General features: G+C 47.0%; 17 protein-coding genes and 2 pseudogenes. 9 read left to right on the top strand and 10 right to left on the bottom strand.

Annotated features, from left to right (window positions below):
• Positions 1-20 precede the first annotated feature (20 nt).
• The 3 genes from gabD to gabT are packed head-to-tail and all read right to left on the bottom strand — an operon-like array spanning position 21 to position 4,128.
• Positions 21-1,415 (bottom strand): succinate-semialdehyde dehydrogenase, encoded by a 1,395-nt coding sequence (gene gabD, locus M1E03_RS19180; protein ID WP_458110563.1) that lies wholly within the window; start codon positions 1,413-1,415, stop codon positions 21-23.
• Positions 1,390-2,781 carry an APC family permease gene (locus M1E03_RS19185; RefSeq protein WP_182069292.1) on the bottom strand — a complete coding sequence of 464 codons (1,392 nt, stop codon included), beginning with the start codon at positions 2,779-2,781 and terminating at the stop codon, positions 1,390-1,392. The genes gabD and M1E03_RS19185 overlap by 26 nt, the downstream gene beginning before the upstream one ends.
• A 33-nt stretch (positions 2,782-2,814) precedes the next feature.
• The gene (gene gabT / locus M1E03_RS19190) at positions 2,815-4,128 is read right to left on the bottom strand and encodes a 4-aminobutyrate--2-oxoglutarate transaminase (RefSeq protein ID WP_249727095.1); all 1,314 of its coding nucleotides are present in this window, start codon (positions 4,126-4,128) and stop codon (positions 2,815-2,817) included.
• Between the two features lie 103 nt (positions 4,129-4,231).
• Here gabT and gabR point away from each other — a divergent pair, with 103 nt between their 5' ends.
• Entirely contained in the window at positions 4,232-5,662 is a 1,431-nt protein-coding gene (gene gabR / locus M1E03_RS19195) for a MocR-like transcriptional regulator GabR (RefSeq protein WP_026580552.1), read from the top strand.
• Positions 5,663-5,726: 64 nt separating this feature from the next.
• Here gabR and M1E03_RS19200 read toward each other — a convergent pair whose 3' ends face one another.
• Complete coding sequence (locus M1E03_RS19200) at positions 5,727-6,023, bottom strand: ArsR/SmtB family transcription factor (protein ID WP_026580551.1); 297 nt, start codon at positions 6,021-6,023, stop codon at positions 5,727-5,729.
• Between the two features lie 177 nt (positions 6,024-6,200).
• Between M1E03_RS19200 and M1E03_RS19205 the strand changes: the two genes are divergently transcribed.
• The 5 genes from M1E03_RS19205 (at position 6,201) to M1E03_RS19225 (ending at position 10,612) form a co-directional block, all read left to right on the top strand.
• Entirely contained in the window at positions 6,201-6,488 is a 288-nt protein-coding gene (locus M1E03_RS19205) for a putative quinol monooxygenase (protein WP_059231861.1), read from the top strand.
• Positions 6,489-6,506: 18 nt separating this feature from the next.
• The gene (locus tag M1E03_RS19210; protein WP_059231859.1) at positions 6,507-7,244 is read left to right on the top strand and encodes an NADPH-dependent oxidoreductase; all 738 of its coding nucleotides are present in this window, start codon (positions 6,507-6,509) and stop codon (positions 7,242-7,244) included.
• Between the two features lie 110 nt (positions 7,245-7,354).
• On the top strand, positions 7,355-8,197 hold the full coding sequence (locus M1E03_RS19215; RefSeq protein WP_026580549.1) for an isocitrate lyase/PEP mutase family protein: 843 nt from the start codon (positions 7,355-7,357) through the stop codon (positions 8,195-8,197).
• A gap of 94 nt (positions 8,198-8,291) precedes the next feature.
• On the top strand, positions 8,292-9,179 hold the full coding sequence (locus M1E03_RS19220; protein ID WP_020450175.1) for a TetR/AcrR family transcriptional regulator: 888 nt from the start codon (positions 8,292-8,294) through the stop codon (positions 9,177-9,179).
• Positions 9,180-9,190: 11 nt separating this feature from the next.
• A complete protein-coding gene (locus M1E03_RS19225; RefSeq protein ID WP_026580547.1) occupies positions 9,191-10,612 on the top strand; it encodes an MDR family MFS transporter in 1,422 nt (473 codons plus the stop codon).
• Between the two features lie 181 nt (positions 10,613-10,793).
• Here the strand turns inward: M1E03_RS19225 and M1E03_RS19230 are convergent, their stop codons facing one another.
• Genes M1E03_RS19230 through M1E03_RS19245 form a run of 4 tightly spaced genes read right to left on the bottom strand, consistent with a single transcriptional unit; the run spans position 10,794 to position 14,401 of the window.
• Positions 10,794-11,741 (bottom strand): siderophore ABC transporter substrate-binding protein, encoded by a 948-nt coding sequence (locus M1E03_RS19230; protein ID WP_023855630.1) that lies wholly within the window; start codon positions 11,739-11,741, stop codon positions 10,794-10,796.
• 14 nt (positions 11,742-11,755) lie between these two features.
• Positions 11,756-12,514 carry an iron ABC transporter ATP-binding protein gene (locus tag M1E03_RS19235; RefSeq protein ID WP_025810135.1) on the bottom strand — a complete coding sequence of 253 codons (759 nt, stop codon included), beginning with the start codon at positions 12,512-12,514 and terminating at the stop codon, positions 11,756-11,758.
• Entirely contained in the window at positions 12,514-13,458 is a 945-nt protein-coding gene (locus M1E03_RS19240) for an iron chelate uptake ABC transporter family permease subunit (RefSeq protein ID WP_020450171.1), read from the bottom strand. Before M1E03_RS19240 ends, M1E03_RS19235 begins: the two co-directional genes overlap by 1 nt.
• Complete coding sequence (locus tag M1E03_RS19245) at positions 13,448-14,401, bottom strand: ABC transporter permease (protein ID WP_026580546.1); 954 nt, start codon at positions 14,399-14,401, stop codon at positions 13,448-13,450. Before M1E03_RS19245 ends, M1E03_RS19240 begins: the two co-directional genes overlap by 11 nt.
• A 277-nt stretch (positions 14,402-14,678) precedes the next feature.
• Between M1E03_RS19245 and M1E03_RS19250 the strand changes: the two genes are divergently transcribed.
• The 3 genes and pseudogenes from M1E03_RS19250 to M1E03_RS19260 form a co-directional block, all read left to right on the top strand.
• A complete protein-coding gene (locus tag M1E03_RS19250) occupies positions 14,679-16,040 on the top strand; it encodes an aspartate kinase (protein WP_026580545.1) in 1,362 nt (453 codons plus the stop codon).
• 135 nt (positions 16,041-16,175) lie between these two features.
• Positions 16,176-16,892, top strand: a pseudogene (locus M1E03_RS19255) (MCP four helix bundle domain-containing protein); the annotation flags it as partial.
• A 360-nt stretch (positions 16,893-17,252) separates the two neighbouring features.
• Positions 17,253-17,894, top strand: a pseudogene (locus M1E03_RS19260) (methyl-accepting chemotaxis protein); the annotation flags it as partial.
• 31 nt (positions 17,895-17,925) lie between these two features.
• Here M1E03_RS19260 and M1E03_RS19265 read toward each other — a convergent pair.
• Both M1E03_RS19265 and M1E03_RS19270 read right to left on the bottom strand, forming a co-directional pair.
• Positions 17,926-19,353, bottom strand: a complete 1,428-nt coding sequence (locus M1E03_RS19265) for a sensor histidine kinase (protein ID WP_039073204.1) — start codon at positions 19,351-19,353, stop codon at positions 17,926-17,928.
• The gene (locus M1E03_RS19270) at positions 19,343-20,029 is read right to left on the bottom strand and encodes a response regulator transcription factor (RefSeq protein WP_020450166.1); all 687 of its coding nucleotides are present in this window, start codon (positions 20,027-20,029) and stop codon (positions 19,343-19,345) included. Before M1E03_RS19270 ends, M1E03_RS19265 begins: the two co-directional genes overlap by 11 nt.
• Between the last annotated feature and the right edge of the window lie 101 nt (positions 20,030-20,130).

Genomic DNA, 20,130 nt, shown 5'->3' on the forward strand with positions numbered 1-20,130 from the left:
CGGGTTTTCATGTTGTCTTGTTATTCATCCAAACCGATAGACAAATATTTTGTTTCCAAATACGGCTCGATGCCTTCCTGTCCGCCTTCGCGTCCGATGCCGCTTTCCTTCATGCCGCCGAAAGGCGCCTGAACGGTTGACGGTCCGCCATCATTCCAGCCGAGAATGCCGTAATCAAGATTTTCGGATAAATAGATGCCGCGGCGGTAGTTTTCCGTAAAGAAGTATGCCGCTAAACCGTAAGGCGTATCATTGGCGAGCTTGACTGCTTCGTCCAGCGTTTTAAAAGTCGTAATCGGCGCAACGGGACCGAATGTTTCCTCATGCATGATCGTCATTGAAGGATCAACATCCGTCAGCACTGTCGGGTGGACAAAGTAGCATGATTTCTCATCATCGCTTTCGTATTCGGCGCCGATGAGAACTTTCGCCCCTTTATCCACCGCGTCATTGATTTGATCAACTATTTTTTGGAAGCCGTTTTTATTGATGACCGGGCCGATTGATACACCTTCTTCAAGTCCGTTTCCGACTTTCAGCTTGGCGACTTCCGCGCGGAGTTTTTCTGCAAATTCATCCTTAACCGATTCATGAACGATCAGACGGTTTGCACAGACGCACGTTTGTCCGGCATTCCTGTATTTCGACAGCATCGTCTGTTTAACGGCGAGGTCGATGTTGGCATCTTCATCAACGATCAGCGGAGCATGGCCGCCGAGCTCCATTGACACATGCTTCACCGTCTCGGCGCTGTTTTTCATTAAATGTTTGCCGACAGGCGTTGACCCGGTAAACGTAATCTTGCGGATCAGCGGATGGCTTGTAAAAATAGAACCGATCTCTTTTCCGTCGCCGGTCACACACTGAAGGACGTCTTTCGGAATGCCCGCTTCGTGGCCGAGGCGAACGAGCTCAAGCGCCGTTAAAGGCGTGTCAGGCGCAGGCTTGATGATAAAGGTACAGCCTGCCGCCAAAGCCGGTGCCGCTTTTCGCGTGATCATCGCCGCCGGAAAGTTCCACGGGGTAATCGCCGCAACAGGACCGACTCCCTGGCGCGTGACGATGATGCGCTTGTTCGTCACAGATGCGGGAACCGTTCTTCCGTAGATGCGTTTTGCTTCCTCCGCATACCATTCGATATAGCCTGCGCTATATATGACTTCTCCCTGTGCTTCAGCGTACGGCTTGCCGTTTTCAAGCGTAATTAATTTTGCCAGCTCGTCCTTCTGCTCCACAATCAAATCAAACCATTTTTTCAGCAAGCCCGCTCGTTCTGAAGCCGATGTTTTCGACCATTTTTGAAATGCTTCATGCGAGCGGACGACAGCCTCTTCGACTTCCTTTGCAGATTGCTGGGGAACCGATTTGATTTTTTCTCCAGTCGCAGGATTATATACTTCTAGCATGCTGGTCATGTTGAATCTCCTCCCCTTTACGTTTTGAACTGCTGTTGTATAAAAGAAAACCGATCAATGTCCATCCTGCCAAGATCAGCCACTCATACGGCCATGTGAGCGCGGCCGGCATGCCTGGCAAATAAAAGGCAAGAAAGATAACACTTAAGAGGATAGCAGATATACCCGTCGTTTTCCACTTATTGATTTTATACGGTCTGTTTAAATCCGGCTCTGTCTTTCTCAGCTTCATGAATGCAATCGACACGATCAAATATCCGACTATAATACCTGTTCCCCCTGCATTAACGATCCAAACAAGAGCCGGGCGCCCGAGCAGCGGCGCAAAAAACGCCAGCGCCCCTAGAAATAAAATCGCGTTAGTCGGCGTTTTATACTTCGGATGGATGAAGCCGAACCATTTCGGCACCATGCCTTTTTCCGACATGGCAAACAGAATGCGGCTCGCGCCGATGATAAATGCGTTCCAGCTCGTAATGATACCGGCGACTCCGCCGAGGACAAGCACCGTGCCGAACAGCTGGTTCCCGAGCAGATTGACCATTGCATCCGCGGTCGCCAAAGAAGTCGTTGCAAGCTCGCTTTCTGACAGCCCCATCGTCACGCCGAAAACAATCAGCAAATAAAACACGACCGCACTGACAATCGAAATAATCAAAATTTTGCCGATGATTTTTTTCGGGGCATTAATTTCAGCCGCAACCTGTGGGATGACGTCAAATCCGACAAACAGAAACGGTATCATGACGAGGACGGACATCATACCGGAGAACCCGTCTTTAAAAAGGGGCTGTACATGTTCGACATCACCGTTTACCAAGGCGCCGCCCAAAAGGAGAAAGCCCGTGGCGATAATCGCGATCGTGAAAACCGACTGAAATATCGCGGCCGGCTTGACGCCGAAGTAATTGAGCGCGGTCAGGACGACCGCACCTCCTGAACCGATCAACACCCAAGTGGCATACACGTCCCAGCCGCTTAGCGACCAGAGAAAGCCCTGATGTTCGACAGGCAGGACGTAATCAATGACGGTCGGCAATGCGACCGCCTCAAATGTAATCACCGAAACATAGCCGAAAAGCACCCCCCAAGCGGCGACAAAAGCCGTTTTTCGGCCGAACGCCCTGTAGACGAAAATCAAGCCGCCCCCCGTTTCAGGGATGGCAGAAGACAGCTCTGCGTACGTTAACCCGATTAGGATGACGAGTATGCCGCCGATGATAAATGCGATGGTACTGCCCAAAAAGCCGGCTGTCGAAATCCAGTCGCCGGAAAGGACGACCCAGCCCCAGCCGAGCATAGCCCCGATCGCTAAAAATAGCACATCCGTCTGCGACATCGTTTTTTTCATTTGCTGTTTACCCATCAAAATCCGCCCCTTCTTTTAGAAGATGTCAAACTAGAGCTGTTCCAGTGCTTCTTCGATGATGTCGAGTCCTTCCTCAAGCAATTGATCAGTAATGACGAGCGGAGACAGAAAACGGATAATGTTGCCGTTGATTCCTGCCGTCAACAAGAGCAGGCCGTGTTCATTGGCGTACTTGGCAATCTTGGCCGCAGCTGCTTTGTCCGGCTCCTGCGTCTTTTCGTCCCGGACAATTTCAATCGCCGCCATCGCGCCAAGTCTGCGGACTTCCCCAATCTGCGGATATTTCATCTTCCATTCAAGCGCCCGCTCTTCGATGGCTTTACCGATTTCTTCAGAGCGTTTGTTGAGCTGTTCCGATTCGATAATATCGAGCACTGCCAAAGCGGCTACGCATCCAAGCGGACTTCCGGCGTATGTGCCCCCGAGTTCCCCCGGATCCGCCGCATCAAGCATTTCCGCCCGGCCGATGACACCGCTGAGCGGAACACCGGCAGCCAGCGATTTTGACACCGTCACAAGATCAGGAACGACATCAAAATGCTCAATCGCAAAATATTTGCCTGTTCTGGAAAAGCCTGTTTGGATCTCATCGGCGACAAAAACGATGCCGTGTTTTTGACAGAAGGCTGCGACATGCTGCACAAACCGTTTGGAAGGAATAATAAATCCTCCTTCTCCCTGCACCGGCTCCATGACAACGCAAGCGACCGTCTCCGGAGCAACAGATGAGACGAAGAAATCGTCAAATGCCTGAATAACCATGTCATCGTAGCTTTCATCAGTCATCCCTTCAGGTTTTCTATAGTAGTAAGGAAACGGCGCCTGATATACTTCAGGTGCAAAAGGGCCGAATCCGAATTTGTATGGTTTTACCTTGCTCGTCATGCTCATCGTCATGTTTGTGCGCCCGTGGAATCCGCGGGTAAAAGAAACGACTGCTTGACGCTTCGTATATTTTCTGGATATTTTCACGGCGTTTTCTACGGCTTCCGCCCCCGAGTTCAGGAAAATCGCTTTTTTCTCGTGTGAGCCCGGTGCAAGCCGGCAAAGTTTTTCCGCCAATTCGATATAGGCCTGATACATCATGACGTTAAAACCCGGATGAATGAGCTGTTCGGCCTGTTGCTTGACAGCTTCTACAACTTTCGGATGTGAATGCCCGACATTTAATGTACCGATCGCCCCGGCAAAATCGATAAAACGGCGCCCGTCAATATCGTATAAAACGGCCCCTTCCCCTTTAGCGGCCAGATGACGGTTTCCGTTGGAGACACCCCTTGCCACAAATTGATCCCGTTTGGCCTGCCAATCTTCCGTTGTGAATGCTTTTGTGTTCAGACTCATAAAAAATCTCTCCCCCACTCTTATTTCTTATAATTCTGAATATTTTTTGGTATGATGAAAAGTACCAATCATTAATTTTCAAAGGTACCAGGGGGGAGGCGCTATGATTACGATACCGATTGACCGCTCCAAGGATGCGGATTATATTTATCACCAAATTTATCAACGGATTAAAGAAGAAATTTTCAGCCGCAATCTTTTGCCGGGAAAAAAACTCCCTTCCAAGCGCGAGCTCGCCGAAGCATTGAACGTCAGCATTAATTCGGTCAACGCTGCCTACCAGCAGCTTCTGGCAGAAGGTTATCTTTATTCACGTGAAAGAAAAGGCTTTTTTGTAGAGCAGATCGAAACGTTCCATGCCAGCCGCCATCCCGGCCCTTTTCAATTGGAAAAAGAACTGGTTGAAAAGCCGGCAAGCAAAGACGGCTGGATATCGTTTTCCCATATGAGCGTCGATACGGCGCATTTTCCATTTAAAACATGGCTTCGCTGTGAACAGAAAGCGGTTTCTTCTCATGTAAACGAACTTGGAGAAATGACGCATCCGCAAGGTGTCTACGAAGTGCGCCAAACGATCGCACGGTTTATCGCTTTAACGAGAGGCGTCAAGTGTCACCCCGAACAAATCGTGATCAGCGCAGGCACGCAGTCCTTAATTCATACGCTTCAGGATCTTCTCCCCGCCTCAGCCGTCTATGCGATGGAGGAGCCGGGATACAGCCGCATTTATCGACTGCTGAAAAATGAAGGGAAAGAAGTGGCCACGATTCAGCTCGATCATAAAGGAATGCGGATCAGCGAGATTCACCGTCTGAATCCGGATGTTTTATTTGTCACGCCTTCACACCAGTTTCCAACAGGAATCATTATGCCGGTATCGAGAAGGATTCAGCTTTTAAATTGGGTTTCCGACGGGGAAAACCGCTATATTGTGGAAGACGATTATGACAGCGAATTCAAATATGGGAGCGATACGATCCCCGCCCTGCAAAGCCTTGACCGCTCTGAGAAAGTCATCTATATCGGCACGTTTTCAAAATCGCTTCTTCCGGGTCTGAGAATCAGCTATATGGTACTGCCGCAAAAGCTGCTGAAGCGATACAGAAAAAGGCACCATTTCTCGATTCAATCGAGCAGCGTTTTAACACAGCTCGCCTTGCAGGAATTGATCGAATCGGGGGAATACCAAAAGCACATCAAGAAAATGAACCAGATTTACGAAGAAAAGCGGACAAGGCTGATCGGAAGCCTTGTCAAAACCTTTAACGGCCGGGTGAAAATTAAAGGCGAAAGCGCAGGCCTTCACTTTGTGGCCGATTTTGAAACAGATAGAAGTGAAGAAGAGGTTTTATCAAGAGCAAAGGATAGACGGGTCGAGGTTTACGGCATGAACCGGTTTACGTTAAAGAAAGAGCAGACAAAACATGAAGGAACAGTATCGCTCGTGCTTGGATTTGCTAAAATCGCTGCCGATCAGATCGACAAAGGGACTGCCAAGCTTTATGAAGCGGTATGCGGTGATGAGAAGTTTTAAAAAATACCGGCAGGTTCGCTCCTGCCGGTATCAACTTGGCTTTAGAAAGCCAACGTCTGCCCGTTTACCACCGTTCCTTTTCTACCTGAAGAACCGCCTCAATCAGTCCCGGAAACTGCTCCTCCAATTCCCGTTTGCAGAGGGAGTAATAATGATGCTTCCCTTCAATGCGGACTTTGAGTAGCCCCGCTTCTCTCAGCACCTTGAAATGGTGGGACAGCGTAGACTTTGCGATATTGAGATTTGTGCATGTACCGCACGTTTTCTCGGCTGTGTCAGCCAGGGCTTTGACAATCTCAAGCCTGTATGGATCACTCAAGGCATGGAGAACAGATGTTAACTTCATTTCATTTGTTTTCATGGGTTAAATGTATCATAATCCTAGCTTCAAGACAATTCGTCAAGAAGGCAAATAGGTTGCCGCCAAAGCAAAGACATGTTACGATGCAATTGTTCGATGATTTTCGAACAATCAATTCAATGTGTATACAACGTACACGCAAAGGAATTCTAAATGACATGACGGAGGTTTGAACCGATGATCGTATTGCAAGCCTATATGAAAGTAAAACCAGAAAAACGCAACGCCTTTCTCGAAAGCGTACAACCGCTGCTTAAACATTCAAGAGCTGAAGCCGGCAATGCCCAATACCAGCTGTTTGAAGATACCGAAGATGCCAATACATTTGTCATGCTTGAGCAATGGAAAGATCAAAACGCAATTGACGCCCATAATCAGACAGAGCACTTTCAAGCTTTCGTTCAAGCCGCGGGCGACCTTTTATCAGAACCGCTGAATGTGGTTAAAACGCACACACCGGATTAAAGAAAGGATGACGTTTAAATGAATGAAGTATTGAAATCATTGACAGACCATAGATCGATTCGCAGCTATACAGATGAGCCCGTGAACCCTGAACAGCTGGACAAGATCATTCAAGCCGTTCAAGCCGCACCGACTTCAATCAACGGCCAGCAGGTCACCGTGATTACGGTTCAAGATGAAGAACGGAAAAAGAAAATCGCCGAATTGGCCGGCGGACAGGTCTGGATCGAGCAGGCCCCCGTTTTCCTTTTGTTCTGCGCGGACTTCAACCGTGCGAAAATCGCCCTTGAGAAAAACGGCGAAACGCTTGCGATCACAGACGGAATGGAATCCGTGCTTGTCGGAGCTGTCGACGCAGGCATCGCTCTCGGTACGGCCACAGCGGCCGCTGAATCGATGGGGCTTGGCACTGTGCCGATCGGCGCTGTCCGCGGCCGTGCAGAAGAGCTGATCGAGCTGCTCAATATTCCCGAATACGTCTTCCCTGTCGCAGGGCTTGTCGTCGGCCATCCGGCGGACCGCTCCGCGAAAAAGCCGCGACTTCCTGAACAAGCGGTAAGGCACAGCGAAACCTATCAACCTGACTTAAAACCGCTGATCGACGCGTACGATGAAGAAATATCCGAATACATGACAAAACGGACAAACGGACAGGAAACAAGAAACTGGTCTCAGGGCATATCCGCTTATTACAATAAAGTGTATTATCCTCACATCCGTGAGATGCTTGAGAAACAAGGATTTAAACTCGAATAGATACTTTAGGCTATCGGTGATCGATAGCCTTTTTTCATGCGTTCCATTCCACATTTCGATGAGCATCGAAGGTCTTTACCTTTACACTATGTAAAAAAGGAGTGGAACACATGAAACCATTTGCAAAATATAAAGCATTTCTAGACCTCCATCATCAGTCAGGCCCGTTCGTTCTGCCGAATGCCTGGGATGCGGCCAGCGCCAAAGCGTTTCAAAACTGCGGTTTTAAAGCAGTCGGCACAACCAGCGCCGGAATTGCCATGTCCCTCGGCTATCCCGACGGCGAACATCTCCCTTTTGAAACATTGCTTTCCGTCCTGAAAACCATCACGGATGCCGTCGATATTCCCGTCAGCGCAGATCTTGAAGCGGGTTACGGCCAATCACCGGAAGCAGTTGCTGAAAACGCAAAAAAAGCCGCAGCGGCCGGCGTTGTCGGTATGAATATTGAAGACGGAACGAAAGACCCCTGCCGGCCGCTTTGTGATGCAACATTAATGGAAGAAAAAATTGCGGCTGTCAAAAAACTGAACCTTCCTGTTTTGATCAATGCCCGCACGGATGTATACTGGCTCAATGCAGACGCTCCCGGTTCCCGGCTTCAAACAGCCGTCCGGCGGGCAAATCGGTACAGACAAGCAGGCGCGGACTGCATATTTATCCCCGGAGCCAATGATACAGGCACCATTGCCGGGCTGAGAAAAGATATACCCGGACCACTCAACGTACTGGCCGGCTCACACACTCCCTCTTTACAAATTCTTTCCGAACTGGGGATCGAAAGAATCAGCTGCGGATCCGCCCCGTTCAGAGCCGCCCTGTCGCTGGTGAAAAAGATCGGTGAAGACATCATCACCCGTGGCTCCTTCAGTCATATGACGGACGGAGTCCTTTCATACGGCGAAGCTGCCGATTGGATCAGCCTTCACCGTAACCCAAAACAAAATCGTTGACCTAAACAGTTCGGTCTGTTAATATTTCATTTATGAAAACTCATGGGTTTTTTCGTAACCCATGAGTTTTATCATTGCGAAAGAAGGAGCCGGAATGAACGAAAAAAGAGCAGCAGTCTTAAGGGCCGCCAAAAAGCTGTTTGCCCAAAAAGGCTATCATAACGTTGCAATGCAAGCGATCGCTGAAGAATGCAAAATGTCAAAAGCATCTATTTATAAACTGTTTCAATCTAAAGAAGATCTTCTGCTGGCATTGATCAAGTTCAGAAAGCATGAAATGCTGAACAAAAGCGCCATCATCAATACGGAAACCTCGCTGACGCCAAAAGAAAGACTCGCTAAAAAAATCGCTTTGGAGATTACGGAATTCAGGGAAAACCGCCAATTTATCAATTTCCTCTCCAATGAGGGATCGTCTCCGGATACCGCGGTATTTAAAAAGCATCTGAAAGAAACAAAATCGCTGATCATCAGCTGGCATAAAGACTCTATCATTCAAGCGTACGGCGAAGAGGTGGAACCGTTTATATGGGATATCGTCATCATTTTCCACGGTTTGATGAGAGAATTCCTGTTTTTAGTCGGCACTGGAAAAGCGCAGCCCGACGTTAAAACGATTCCGCCATTCATTATGTCGGTTCTGGATCTCTTCATAGAGAAAAAGCTGAACGAAGATCAGAAAAGTTCATTAAATGAAGACATTATTGCCTCCTATACGAATTTCTCATCATGCTGGGCACCGCCCAAAAAAGAGGAATTGCTTGAAGACCTTTTGCAAAAACTGAAAAACAAGATTTCCTCGCTGCCACAAGACGACGTTTCCGTGACAGAATTGCTGTCTGCCGCAGATTTGCTGAGCGAGGAGCTTTTCGCCAATGAGCCCCGCACGTATTTAATTAAGGCTCTCCTTGATTACCTTGGAAAAATCGAGGCGCTCCAATGCGATGTTTCACAAATACAAACAATTAGTATCAAAGAATAAGAGGGATTGATATGAACACAGGAACTGAACAACAGACATACAACAGAAATATCATCGTAGGTTTGCTCATTGCAGGGGCGTTTATCGCGATCTTGAACCAAACGCTTCTGGTTACGGCACTGCCGCATATTATGGCAGACTTAAACATAGACGCTACAAAAGCTCAATGGCTGACAACGGCGTTCATGCTGACAAACGGGATTCTCATTCCGATTACCGCCTTTTTAATCGAAAAATTTTCGAGCCGCGCGCTCGTTATTGCCGCGATGAGCATCTTTGTGGCGGGAACGGTCGTCGGCGCAGTTGCGCCTAACTTCCCGGTTCTCCTTGCGGCGCGAATCATCCAGGCCGCGGGTGCGGGAATTATGATGCCGCTCATGCAGACGATCTTTTTAACGATTTTCCCGGTTGAAAAACGCGGGGCTGCAATGGGTATGGTCGGTTTGGTCATCGCATTTGCACCGGCCATCGGACCGACATTGTCAGGCTGGATCGTCGACAGCTTTACATGGAGATACTTATTTTATATTATTCTGCCAATTGCCCTGATTGATCTTGTGCTTGTCATCTTACTGATGAAAAACGTTACGAAATTGAGAGAAACATCAGTCGACATCTTATCTATTATCCTGTCCAGCCTGGGTTTCGGCGGTTTATTGTACGGCTTCAGCAACGCCGGATCAGAAGGCTGGGGAAGCAATACCGTTTTAATTTCCTTTGCAGTCGGTGCGGTCGCTCTGTTCTTCTTTATCTCTAGACAATTAAGAATCAAAAGGCCGATACTCGAGTTTCGCGTTTTCCAATCGTGGACTTTTACGATAACAACGCTCCTCGGTATGATCGTTTTTGCATTAATGATCGGTACTGAAACCATTTTGCCGCTGTATACGCAAAACGTCAGAGACGTGACAGCTTTCGATTCCGGTCTGATGCTTCTGCCGGGCGCGATAGCAATGGGTATCATGTCGCCGATCATCGGCCGGATTTTTGACAAGATCGGTGGAAAAGGTCTTGCGATTATCGGTTTTGCCATCTTGCTGCTGACGTCGATCCCGTTTGCGGATCTGCAAATGGATACTTCGCTGACATTTATTATCGTCATTTATACGCTGCGGATGATGGGCACTTCCATGATTATGATGCCTCTCACAACCGCTGGCATCAATGCACTTCCGATGCATCTCATCCCGCACGGAACAGCGATGAACAATACGATGCGCCAGATCGGCGGTTCAATCGGCACGGCCGTTTTGATTTCCGTCATGAGCAATTCAGCCAAAAACGCTGCCGCATCTAACCCGTTAAATGCGCTCATTCACGGCATGAATTCCGCCTTTATCGTGGCCGCTGTCTTGGCGCTGATCGGATTTATCCTTTCGTTCACATTGAAAAAGAAGCCGCAGGCCGACAAACAAGGCCAGCCGGCGCGCTGATCCTGACACGCCAGTTCAATCAAACTGGCGTGTTTTTATATGGTTTGATATATTTGATCCCTTGCAGCGTAAGAAGCATGAAGACCTGCTCTGCGTCTCCTTTCATATGAAATGAATATCATTCGAATTCTTCTCCTGAACAGACAAAAAGGCTGCCGGATACACCGGCAGCCTCGCTCTTTTATTTTAATCCATTTTCAACTTCTGTCACCATTTCAGATACGGACTCAAGACCTCCGCCTGACAGGTACCAGTAACCTGGATCAAGATATGTGATATGGCTCTTTTTATAAGCTTTTGTTGATTTTACAATTTCATTTTCAATGACTTCTTTTGCTGTTCCTTTTTCGCCGATGGCAGCGCTTCGATCGATGACAAACAGGTAATCAGGGTTCTTTTCAGAAATATACTCGGAAGAGACGCTTTGGCCGTGAAGGGAAGCCTCGATGTTTTTGTCGACAGGTTCAACGCCGAGCACATCATGGATCAAACCGAATCTTGAGCCGCTTCCATATGCGCTGATTTGTTTATCGCTTGTTAAGACGACCAATCCTTTGCCGCCTTTTTCTTTCGCAAGCTTGTTGGCTTTCTCTACTTTATCATCGATTTTCGCAAGAGCTTCTTTGACAGCATCTTCTTTACCGAAGATTTTTCCAATATTTTCGGTATTTTCTTTAAAACTGTTCATGTAGTTCTTCTGGTCAAGCTCGATGTCGATCGTCGGTGCGATCCTTTTAAACTCGTCATACTGCTCAGACTGTCTGCCTTCGATGATGATCAAATCGGGGTCAAGCTCTGCAATTTTTTCAAAATCAGGCTCTTTTAGTCCGCCGACGCTTTCGTATTTACTGTCTTTGTATTTTTTCAAGTAAGACGGGAGGGTTTGTTTCGGAAGGCCGACAACGCGATCGCTCAAGCCAAGCTCGTCAAGCGTGTCAAGCATTCCAAAGTTGAAGACAACGACTTTTTTCGGGTTTTTCGGTACATCTGTTGTACCGCTGTTATGTTTAATTGTGACGGTTTCTTTTTTAGAGGAAGATTTTGCATCTGTATCAGCAGCTTTGTTTCCGCAGGCGGATACGACAAGAACGGTTATCAATGCCATAATCAATAAAGATAGTTTTTTCAATTCAAGTCACCTCATCATTTAAAATATACACAGATTTTTTGGTCTCCGATTTGTTGGATCGGAATGTCCATATCATAGATGTCTTTCAGCACCGGCGTTTGGATAATGTCTTCCGCCGGCCCCTCTTTTACAATCCGCCCGTTTTTCAGGGCTGCGATTCTGTCTGAATAAACCGAGGCAAAATTAATGTCATGAATGACAATGACGATCGTTTTACCGCGATTTTCGACAAGGTCTTTCAAGAGCTTCATTATCTCTACTGAATGTTTCATATCGAGGTTATTTAATGGTTCATCAAGCAATATATAGTCGGTATCCTGAGCGATGACCATTGCGATAAAAGCACGCTGGCACTGGCCGCCGCTCAACTGATCGAGGTGTTTATGCTCAATCTCTCTCAGCTTCATATAATCAATCGCTTCGTCGACATATACCCAGTCCTCTTTCGAGAGCCTTCCCTGTGAATAAGGAAATCTGCCGAAACTGACGAGCTCCCTGACAGTCAGCCTGATGTTGATCTGGTTGGACTGCTTTAAAATGCTGATTTTTTTGGCTAAATCATTGCTTTTGTATGCGCTGATTTCCTTGCCGTCAATCAGCACTTTTCCGGCGTCCATGCCGATCAGCCTGCTGATGATGGACAAAAGCGTGCTTTTCCCCGCTCCGTTCGGTCCGATGAAGGACGTGATCATTCCTTTTTTTATCGTTAAAGTCGTGGGATGAACAACGGTCTGCTCTCCGAATTGTTTCATGATATCTCGTACTTCTATCATCATTTACGCTCCTTCAGCAACAGGTAAATAAAATAAATCCCGCCGATAAAATCAATGATCACAACAAGCGTCACCGTTAAACCAAACAGTTTTTCAACAATGAACTGGCCCCCGACAAGCGCAATGATGCTGAACAAAACCGCTCCGGGAATCAGGACGCTGTGCTTATACGTTTTAAATACTTCCCGCGCCACATTGACGACGAGCAGCCCCAAAAATGTGATCGGCCCTACAAGTGCAGTAGACACGGAGACGAGAACGGCGACGACGATCAGCATTTTCTTCACCGTCCGGTCGTAATCGATTCCGAGGTTGACGGCTTGATCCCTGCCGAGCGAAATGACATCAAAGTACGGATTATACCGCCAAGCGTAAACGAGAATCGCCAGAATGATGAGCGAAGCAAGCATTAAAATGTCCGTGTTCAAATTGTTGAAGCTGGCAAACATCTTGTTTTGAACAACTTGAAACTCGTTCGGATCGATCAGCATTTGCATAAAGGATGACAGGCTTCTGAACAATGTGCCGCATACGATTCCAACTAACAGCAGCAAGAAGATGTGCCTTCCCCCGCGGCGAAACATCAGGAAAAACAACACAAATGAAAAACAGACCATCAAACCGGTTGACAATAAAAAATTGCCGTTTTTACCAAGATCGGCAAGTTTGGCTGCACCGAAAAAGTAAATAATCCCGGTTTGCAGCAGAACATAGAGAGAATCGAGTCCGAGAATGCTCGGCGTCAAAATTCTGTTGTTTGTGATCGTTTGGAAAATCATCGACGAATACGCAATGGCTGTACCGACAACGATGATCGCAAAAACTTTGGCAAACCTCCGCGGAAGCGCATATTCCCATACAGACGGCAATCCGTAGAACAGAAACAAGCCGATGCAGGCTGCCGCTATCACGATGAGTATAAGCATTTTCTGTTTATGACGCATAGGCTTTTCTCCTTAAAAGCAAGTAAAGAAAAACGCCGCTCCCGATGATGCCGACCATCAAACCAACCGAAATTTCGTACGGGTAAATGACGAGACGTCCCGCTATATCGCAAAACAAGACGAAAACGGCTCCGAGAACCGCCGTATGAGGCAGGCTGTTTTTCAAATGATCTCCCCTGTAGATGGACACGATGTTCGGGATGATCAATCCCAAAAAGGGAAGCGTGCCGACCGTCAGGATGACGACGGACGAAATAATAGATACGATGATCAATCCGATATTGACCACCCGCTTATAATTCAATCCAAGATTGATGGAAAAAGACTCCCCCATCCCGGCCAACGTAAATTTATTGGCGAACAGATAGGCAATGATAACGAGCGGTATACTCAGAAATAAGAGCTCATACCTCCCCTTCATGACCAGCGAAAAATTCCCTTCAAACCATGCATTGACGTTTTGAATGATATTGTACTGATAAGCCATGAAAGTGGAGATGGCGCTGACAACACTTCCGAGCATCATACCGACGAGAGGGATGAAGATCGCATCTTTGAACTTGATTCTGTCCAAAATTTTGACGAACAAAAAACTGCCAAACAGTGCAAAAACAAAGGCAAACAGTATTTTAACCACAATTCCTGCAGACGAAAAAAGCACGATCGCAATGATCACACCGAGCCTCGCCCAATCCATCGTTCCAGCGGTGGTCGGTGAAACAAATTTATTGCGCGTCAGCTGCTGCATGATCAGCCCGCAAATGCTCAAGCTCATTCCCGCAAGCACGATGCTAATCAAGCGCGGAATTCTACTTATGTAAAGCGTTTGAATTTCGTCCTCGTTAAAGCGGAAAAGATCAAGAGGCGAAAGCTCCTTAACGCCGATGAAAATCGAGCTGATTGAAAGAATGATGAGCATTAGCAATAAGTATCGTAATTTCATGCTGCAGTAGCCTCCTTGCACAACAAAGCAAACCCCTCCGCCGACGTTAATGATTATCATTATCAATAAGGGTCTTCATATATCTTACCATTTTTTCTGACATAGTCAATAAGATTAATAGATACAAAGGTTGAAACCATGCGATTTCCCCATCTTTAGTCCTCCTCAAAAATACATTTGTTCATTCCTGAAAGAAAAAACTTGATTCTTCTTGTAAAAAGCGCAATAATTAAGATTAAATTTATTTCGAAAATTTAAACTTTGGGAGATGTAACAAATGAAAGTCGTTAAATTTGGGGGCAGCTCGCTCGCTTCAGGGGCTCAGCTAGAGAAAGTATTTCAAATTGTCACTTCTGATCCGGAAAGGAAGGCCGTCGTTGTATCAGCACCCGGAAAACGGCACCCCGAGGATACGAAAGTAACGGACCTTTTAATCGAATGCGCCGAACAGTACTTATCATCAAAAAAAGCGCCCGATCTGGTTGAGGCGATTGTCGGACGGTATGCCGATATCGCGCTTGAGCTCGGACTTGACGATGTCGTGATCGACCGGATCCGGGCCGACCTGCTTCAGCTGCTCGAAGGTGATAAAACAAATCCGGAACGGTTTATCGATGCGGTCAAAGCAAGCGGCGAAGATAACAATGCCAAATTGGTAGCGGCTTACTTCAGGCACCAGGGAGTTGAAGCGCACTATGTCAGTCCAAAAGACGCCGGGCTGTTTGTGACGAGCGAGCCAGGCAACGCACAAGTCCTGCCCGAGTCGTATGACAATCTGTTTCAGCTGAGACAGCAAAAGGGCATCATCATCTTTCCCGGCTTCTTCGGTTTCAGCCGGGAAGGCGAAGTCATGACGTTTTCGCGGAGCGGCTCTGACATTACGGGTTCCATTTTAGCGAATGGATTGAAAGCCGAGTTGTATGAAAACTTCACTGACGTTGACGCCGTTTATTCTGTCAACCCGGCGATCGTATCCAACCCGAAAGAAATCCGCGAGCTGACATACCGGGAAATGAGGGAGCTGTCGTATGCAGGCTTTTCCGTCTTTCATGATGAAGCATTGATCCCTGCTTTCCGGGCGCGCATACCGGTTCAGATCAAAAATACAAACAATCCGGACGCGGAGGGGACAAGAGTTGTCACCACACGCGACAATACGAACGGACCTGTCGTCGGGATCGCCAGCGACAGCGGATTTTGCAGCATTTACATCAGCAAATATTTAATGAACCGCGAAATCGGCTTCGGACGCCGCGTTCTGCAAATCCTTGAAGATGACGGGCTGACGTATGAACACATTCCATCCGGCATTGATGATATTACGATCATTTTAAGGCAGGATCAAATGGATCAAGCAGCAGAAAAACGGATAATCAAACGGATTAAGGAAGAACTGGATGCCGATGAAGTGACGATTGAACACAATATTGCCCTGATTATGGTCGTCGGCGAAGCCATGCGCCATAACGTCGGAACGACGGCAAGAGCGTCAAAAGCATTGTCCGATGCGCGCGTCAACATCGAAATGATCAACCAGGGCTCCTCGGAAGTCAGCATGATGTTCGGCGTTAAGGAAGCTCAGGAAAAACAAGCGGTCCGCGCGTTATACCAGGAATTTTTCGCAAAAGTTCTCGTTTAAAAAAACCCCTTTTTTTATGGGGTTTTTTTGCTGTCAGAAAATATACCCTTCCCTAAAATTGCCTGCCTTAAATTCATTCACAAAACCGTTTTGAAAGCCGATATGTAAAGTAAATAAACTGATGGGAGAACACTTATGAATCTGTTGAAAAATATAAAAATCAGAAGCAAACTATTTGTCATCATTATCATTTCAGCGCTGGCTTTGTCGATTGTCGGCATCCAGGGGATAGGCGGGCTGAACAAGCTTTCCAAAGGTTCAGAGATCATCTATCAAGATCAATTGGTTCCCAACCAGTTGTTTGCAAAATTAAAAGCGAACAACCTTGATATTGATACGTACAAATTCGAGCTGATGGTGACGAAAGACAACGATCGAAATGAAACATTGCAAAAACACATTAAGGAAAAAAACGAAGAAAACAGCACCTTAATGGAAAAAATCGATCAGCTGAAATTAATGGACAACGTCTCTAAAAAATACGAAAATTTCAAAACCGAATACAAGAAATTGCAAGATATCAGCAGCGAGATGCTCAGCTTGGCGGTGAAGAACGAAAATGATAAAGCATATGACGTCTATCTAAAAAAGATGGAGCCTCAAAGAGAAACGGTCAACCAGCTCATTGAAGACATTCAAACCTTAAATGCTGATAACGCCAAAACAATCTATCAGCAGGATTCTAAAGAAGCCGGTTCAATCATCACGCTTCTCATCATTGTCATTGCTGCAGCGCTTGTTTTATCCATCTCGATCGGCCTCTTAATGACAAGGCTGATCACAAAGCCGATCAAAGACATTCAGGCGCTGTTCGCAGAAACCGAGCAAGGCGATTTTACTGTCAAAGGAACATATCAATCGAAAGATGAATTGGGATTGCTGACATCATCATTTAACAAAATGGTAGGAGGCGTCCGTTCGATCATTGAAACGGTCGGCGAAACGTCGCACCAAGTTGCTTCTTCATCACAAGAGCTGAGCGCCAGTGCGGATGAAAGCACAAAGGCGAGCGAATACATCTCAACAACGATCCAGGAGCTTGCAGTAGGCTCCGATCAGCAGGTGGAAAGCGTTGAAAACAGCAGAACCGTTATTATGGGAATGACCGAGTTTGCCGGAAGAATTTCTTCAAATGCCGAAAAAGCGGCCTCCACCGCTGACCAGACGGCGAAGATGTCGCTTGAAGGCACGAAAGCCATTGATAAAGTGAGCACTCAAATGAAGTCTATTAATGAAACGGTCGTCTCGCTCTCAGAAGCATTTAAACATTTAACAGAGCGTTCCAATGAGATCGGAAATATTACCGAAGTGATTACGAGCATCGCTGAACAAACGAACCTGCTTGCTTTAAACGCGGCCATTGAAGCGGCCCGGGCGGGAGAACAAGGAAAAGGCTTTGCCGTCGTCGCGGATGAAGTCAGGAAATTAGCCGAGCAATCGGCCCGCTCAGCAGAACAGATTACAAGATTGATTACGATCATTCAAAACGATACGAAGCAGACGATGAACTCGGTCATTTCGGCAACCGGCGAAGTCAAAGAAGGACTTGTCGTCGTTCATGAAGCGGGAGGCGCTTTCCAAAAAATCGAAAACTCGATTACGGAGGTCGTCACACAGATCAATGACGTGACAAACTTGGTGAAAAACCTGACAGCCGGCGCAAGCGAAATCGAAACCGCCATTTCCGGCGTCAAAGAAGTAGCCGAAACAGCAGCGGGAGGCACGCAAACGGTTAGTGCGGCAACTCAGGAGCAGCTTGCTTCAATGGAAGAAATCGCCGCCGCATCACAGATCCTCGCGCAAAACGCCGAAGAGCTGCAGCACCTGATCCAGAAATTCAAAATTAAAGATTAACAAAACCCGCCAGACGCTGTCTGGCGGGTTTCTATTCATCATCATCTCTCGCTGTCAGCGGCAGACGGATGATAAATTTTGTTCCTTTGTTTTTCTCACTTTCAATCTCTACCGTACCGTTGTGCAGGGCGACGAGCTGTCTGACGATCGACAGCCCCAGCCCGTATTCTCCGTAAGGGGTGTTCGTCCGTGATAAATCTGCTTTATAAAAACGATCCCAAATGTTTTCAATATCCTTTTCATCAATGCCGATTCCGGTATCCTCTATTTCGATCACCGTCTCCTTATAGTCTTCCCGGCCTCTCAGCCAAACGGTTCCGTTCGTTGTGAATTGAATACTGTTTTTCGTAATATTGACGAGTATCTGGATGAGCCGGTCGTAATCGGCATTGACCATCACATGATCCTCCACATCGAGGATCAGCTGATTCTGTTTCTCCTCAGCCTGAAGCGCCAGCTGCTCTTTAATGATTTCAAACACTTCGATCAGCGGATAATGCAGTTTTTGCAGTGTAATCTGATTGGAACGGATTTTTTCATAATCAAGGTTTTCGTTGACGAGGCGAATCAGCCTTTTTGTCTCCTCCGTAATCAGCTTCATACATTTATCCTGCTGATCTTCGGGTATCGTCTGGCTGTTCATCCCTTCCACTAAACCGCTGATCGTCGTCAGCGGCGTCTTCAGCTCATGTGAGACGTCAGTGATAAACTGCCTTCTTCGCTTTTCAAGCCGGTCGATTTCTTCGCTTGAGCTTTTTAACTTGCGGGCCATAATGTTAAAATCGTCGCCCAAATCACCGATCTCATCCTTATTGCGGTTTTCGATATGGATGTCATAATCTCCGGCGGCGACTTTTTTCGTTGCATCGCGGAGCTTCTGAATGCGGGCGACATGGAATTTGGACGTCAGCCAGCTTAGAAGAATAGCGACTAAGATAACACCCGCCGCCGTAAAGAGCATAAAGCGGTTCATGTCGCTGATCATTTCCTCGGTCCCGCTGATCGGAGCGGTCAGCAGAATGCCTCCCTGAAATTCATTGTTGACGATGTTGGGCAGCGCCACAACCGATACTTCCTCATTAAAACGGTTAAAATCGGTTTTGACGACCACGGCCTTTCCATCTTTAAGCTCTTTCCATTCTTCATCACTGAGCAGCAGCTTTCGCGGCCGCAAATCGGCCGGCGTCATCAAGACCTCTTTCTTTTCATTAAAAAGAAAGAAGCTGATCTTCCTGCTTCGCAAAATTTCCTCAAACGGCTTCATAATGGCCGGTGCGCCTTTTGGCCGCATCTCCATTTCGCCCATGATGCGATAGCCGTATGAAGACAGCTCATCGACTTTGCTTTCGTATGCAAAGTCTTTGACAAAGTGGGAAAACAGCGCCCCGGTAATGAGAAAAGCCATGATTAATATAGTGATGTGACTGGCCAGCAGCTGATAGAGATACTTAATCTTCATCGAACTTGTACCCTACTCCCCATACGGTATAAAGAAACGGCCGCGAGTCGCTGCCAAGCTTTTTTCTCAGCCTTTTAATATGAACATCAACCGTCCGCTCGTCTCCGTAGAATTGATATCCCCAAACCTGCTCAAGCAGCTGCTCCCTTGAGAAAACCTGTTTTGGACTTTGCACCAGGTAATACAATAAATCGAACTCCTTAGGCGTCAAATTTTGAATTTGAACGCCGTCCAAAAACACTTCTCTCGTTTTTTTATTGATTTTAAAATGTTCCGTTTCAAGCGAGTCGCTGTCAGCGGAATCCTGCGGGCCGGCACTTTGATACCTCCGGCTCACCGCTTTGATTCTCGCCACAAGCGCCAAAGGGCTGAACGGCTTTGTCACATAATCATCAGCTCCGAGCTCAAAACCGAGCACCTGGTCTGATTCCGTATCTTTTGCCGTCAGCATAATAATCGGAACCGTGCTCTCTTCCCTGACCTTTTTGCAGATCGTGACCCCGTCCATGGACGGCAGCATGATATCGATGATCAACAAATCCCAATCATCCGATTTAAAACGGTTATATCCTTCAAGTCCGTCATGGACGAACTCTGTTTCAAATCCTTCTTTTGCAAAAAACATTTCTGTCATTGTACATACGCTTAAATTATCCTCAATCATTAATATTTTCATCGTCAATATGCCTCCGCTAGACAAACGTTAGATTCATTTTACACAGGGCTCAGCCATTTCTCAATTCCATTATGAACATTTAAAGGACTGGCAACAGTTTG

The sequence above is a fragment of the Bacillus sp. PK6-013 genome, from assembly GCF_054161445.1.

Coding starts and splice junctions, on each gene's coding strand:
- gabD (WP_458110563.1), bottom strand. CDS start 1,415: ATGACCAGCATGCTAGAAGTATATAATCCTGCGACTGGAGAAAAAATC.
- M1E03_RS19185 (WP_182069292.1), bottom strand. CDS start 2,781: ATGGGTAAACAGCAAATGAAAAAAACGATGTCGCAGACGGATGTGCTA.
- gabT (WP_249727095.1), bottom strand. CDS start 4,128: ATGAGTCTGAACACAAAAGCATTCACAACGGAAGATTGGCAGGCCAAA.
- gabR (WP_026580552.1), top strand. CDS start 4,232: ATGATTACGATACCGATTGACCGCTCCAAGGATGCGGATTATATTTAT.
- M1E03_RS19200 (WP_026580551.1), bottom strand. CDS start 6,023: ATGAAAACAAATGAAATGAAGTTAACATCTGTTCTCCATGCCTTGAGT.
- M1E03_RS19205 (WP_059231861.1), top strand. CDS start 6,201: ATGATCGTATTGCAAGCCTATATGAAAGTAAAACCAGAAAAACGCAAC.
- M1E03_RS19210 (WP_059231859.1), top strand. CDS start 6,507: ATGAATGAAGTATTGAAATCATTGACAGACCATAGATCGATTCGCAGC.
- M1E03_RS19215 (WP_026580549.1), top strand. CDS start 7,355: ATGAAACCATTTGCAAAATATAAAGCATTTCTAGACCTCCATCATCAG.
- M1E03_RS19220 (WP_020450175.1), top strand. CDS start 8,292: ATGAACGAAAAAAGAGCAGCAGTCTTAAGGGCCGCCAAAAAGCTGTTT.
- M1E03_RS19225 (WP_026580547.1), top strand. CDS start 9,191: ATGAACACAGGAACTGAACAACAGACATACAACAGAAATATCATCGTA.
- M1E03_RS19235 (WP_025810135.1), bottom strand. CDS start 12,514: ATGATAGAAGTACGAGATATCATGAAACAATTCGGAGAGCAGACCGTT.
- M1E03_RS19240 (WP_020450171.1), bottom strand. CDS start 13,458: ATGCGTCATAAACAGAAAATGCTTATACTCATCGTGATAGCGGCAGCC.
- M1E03_RS19245 (WP_026580546.1), bottom strand. CDS start 14,401: ATGAAATTACGATACTTATTGCTAATGCTCATCATTCTTTCAATCAGC.
- M1E03_RS19250 (WP_026580545.1), top strand. CDS start 14,679: ATGAAAGTCGTTAAATTTGGGGGCAGCTCGCTCGCTTCAGGGGCTCAG.
- M1E03_RS19265 (WP_039073204.1), bottom strand. CDS start 19,353: ATGAAGATTAAGTATCTCTATCAGCTGCTGGCCAGTCACATCACTATA.
- M1E03_RS19270 (WP_020450166.1), bottom strand. CDS start 20,029: ATGAAAATATTAATGATTGAGGATAATTTAAGCGTATGTACAATGACA.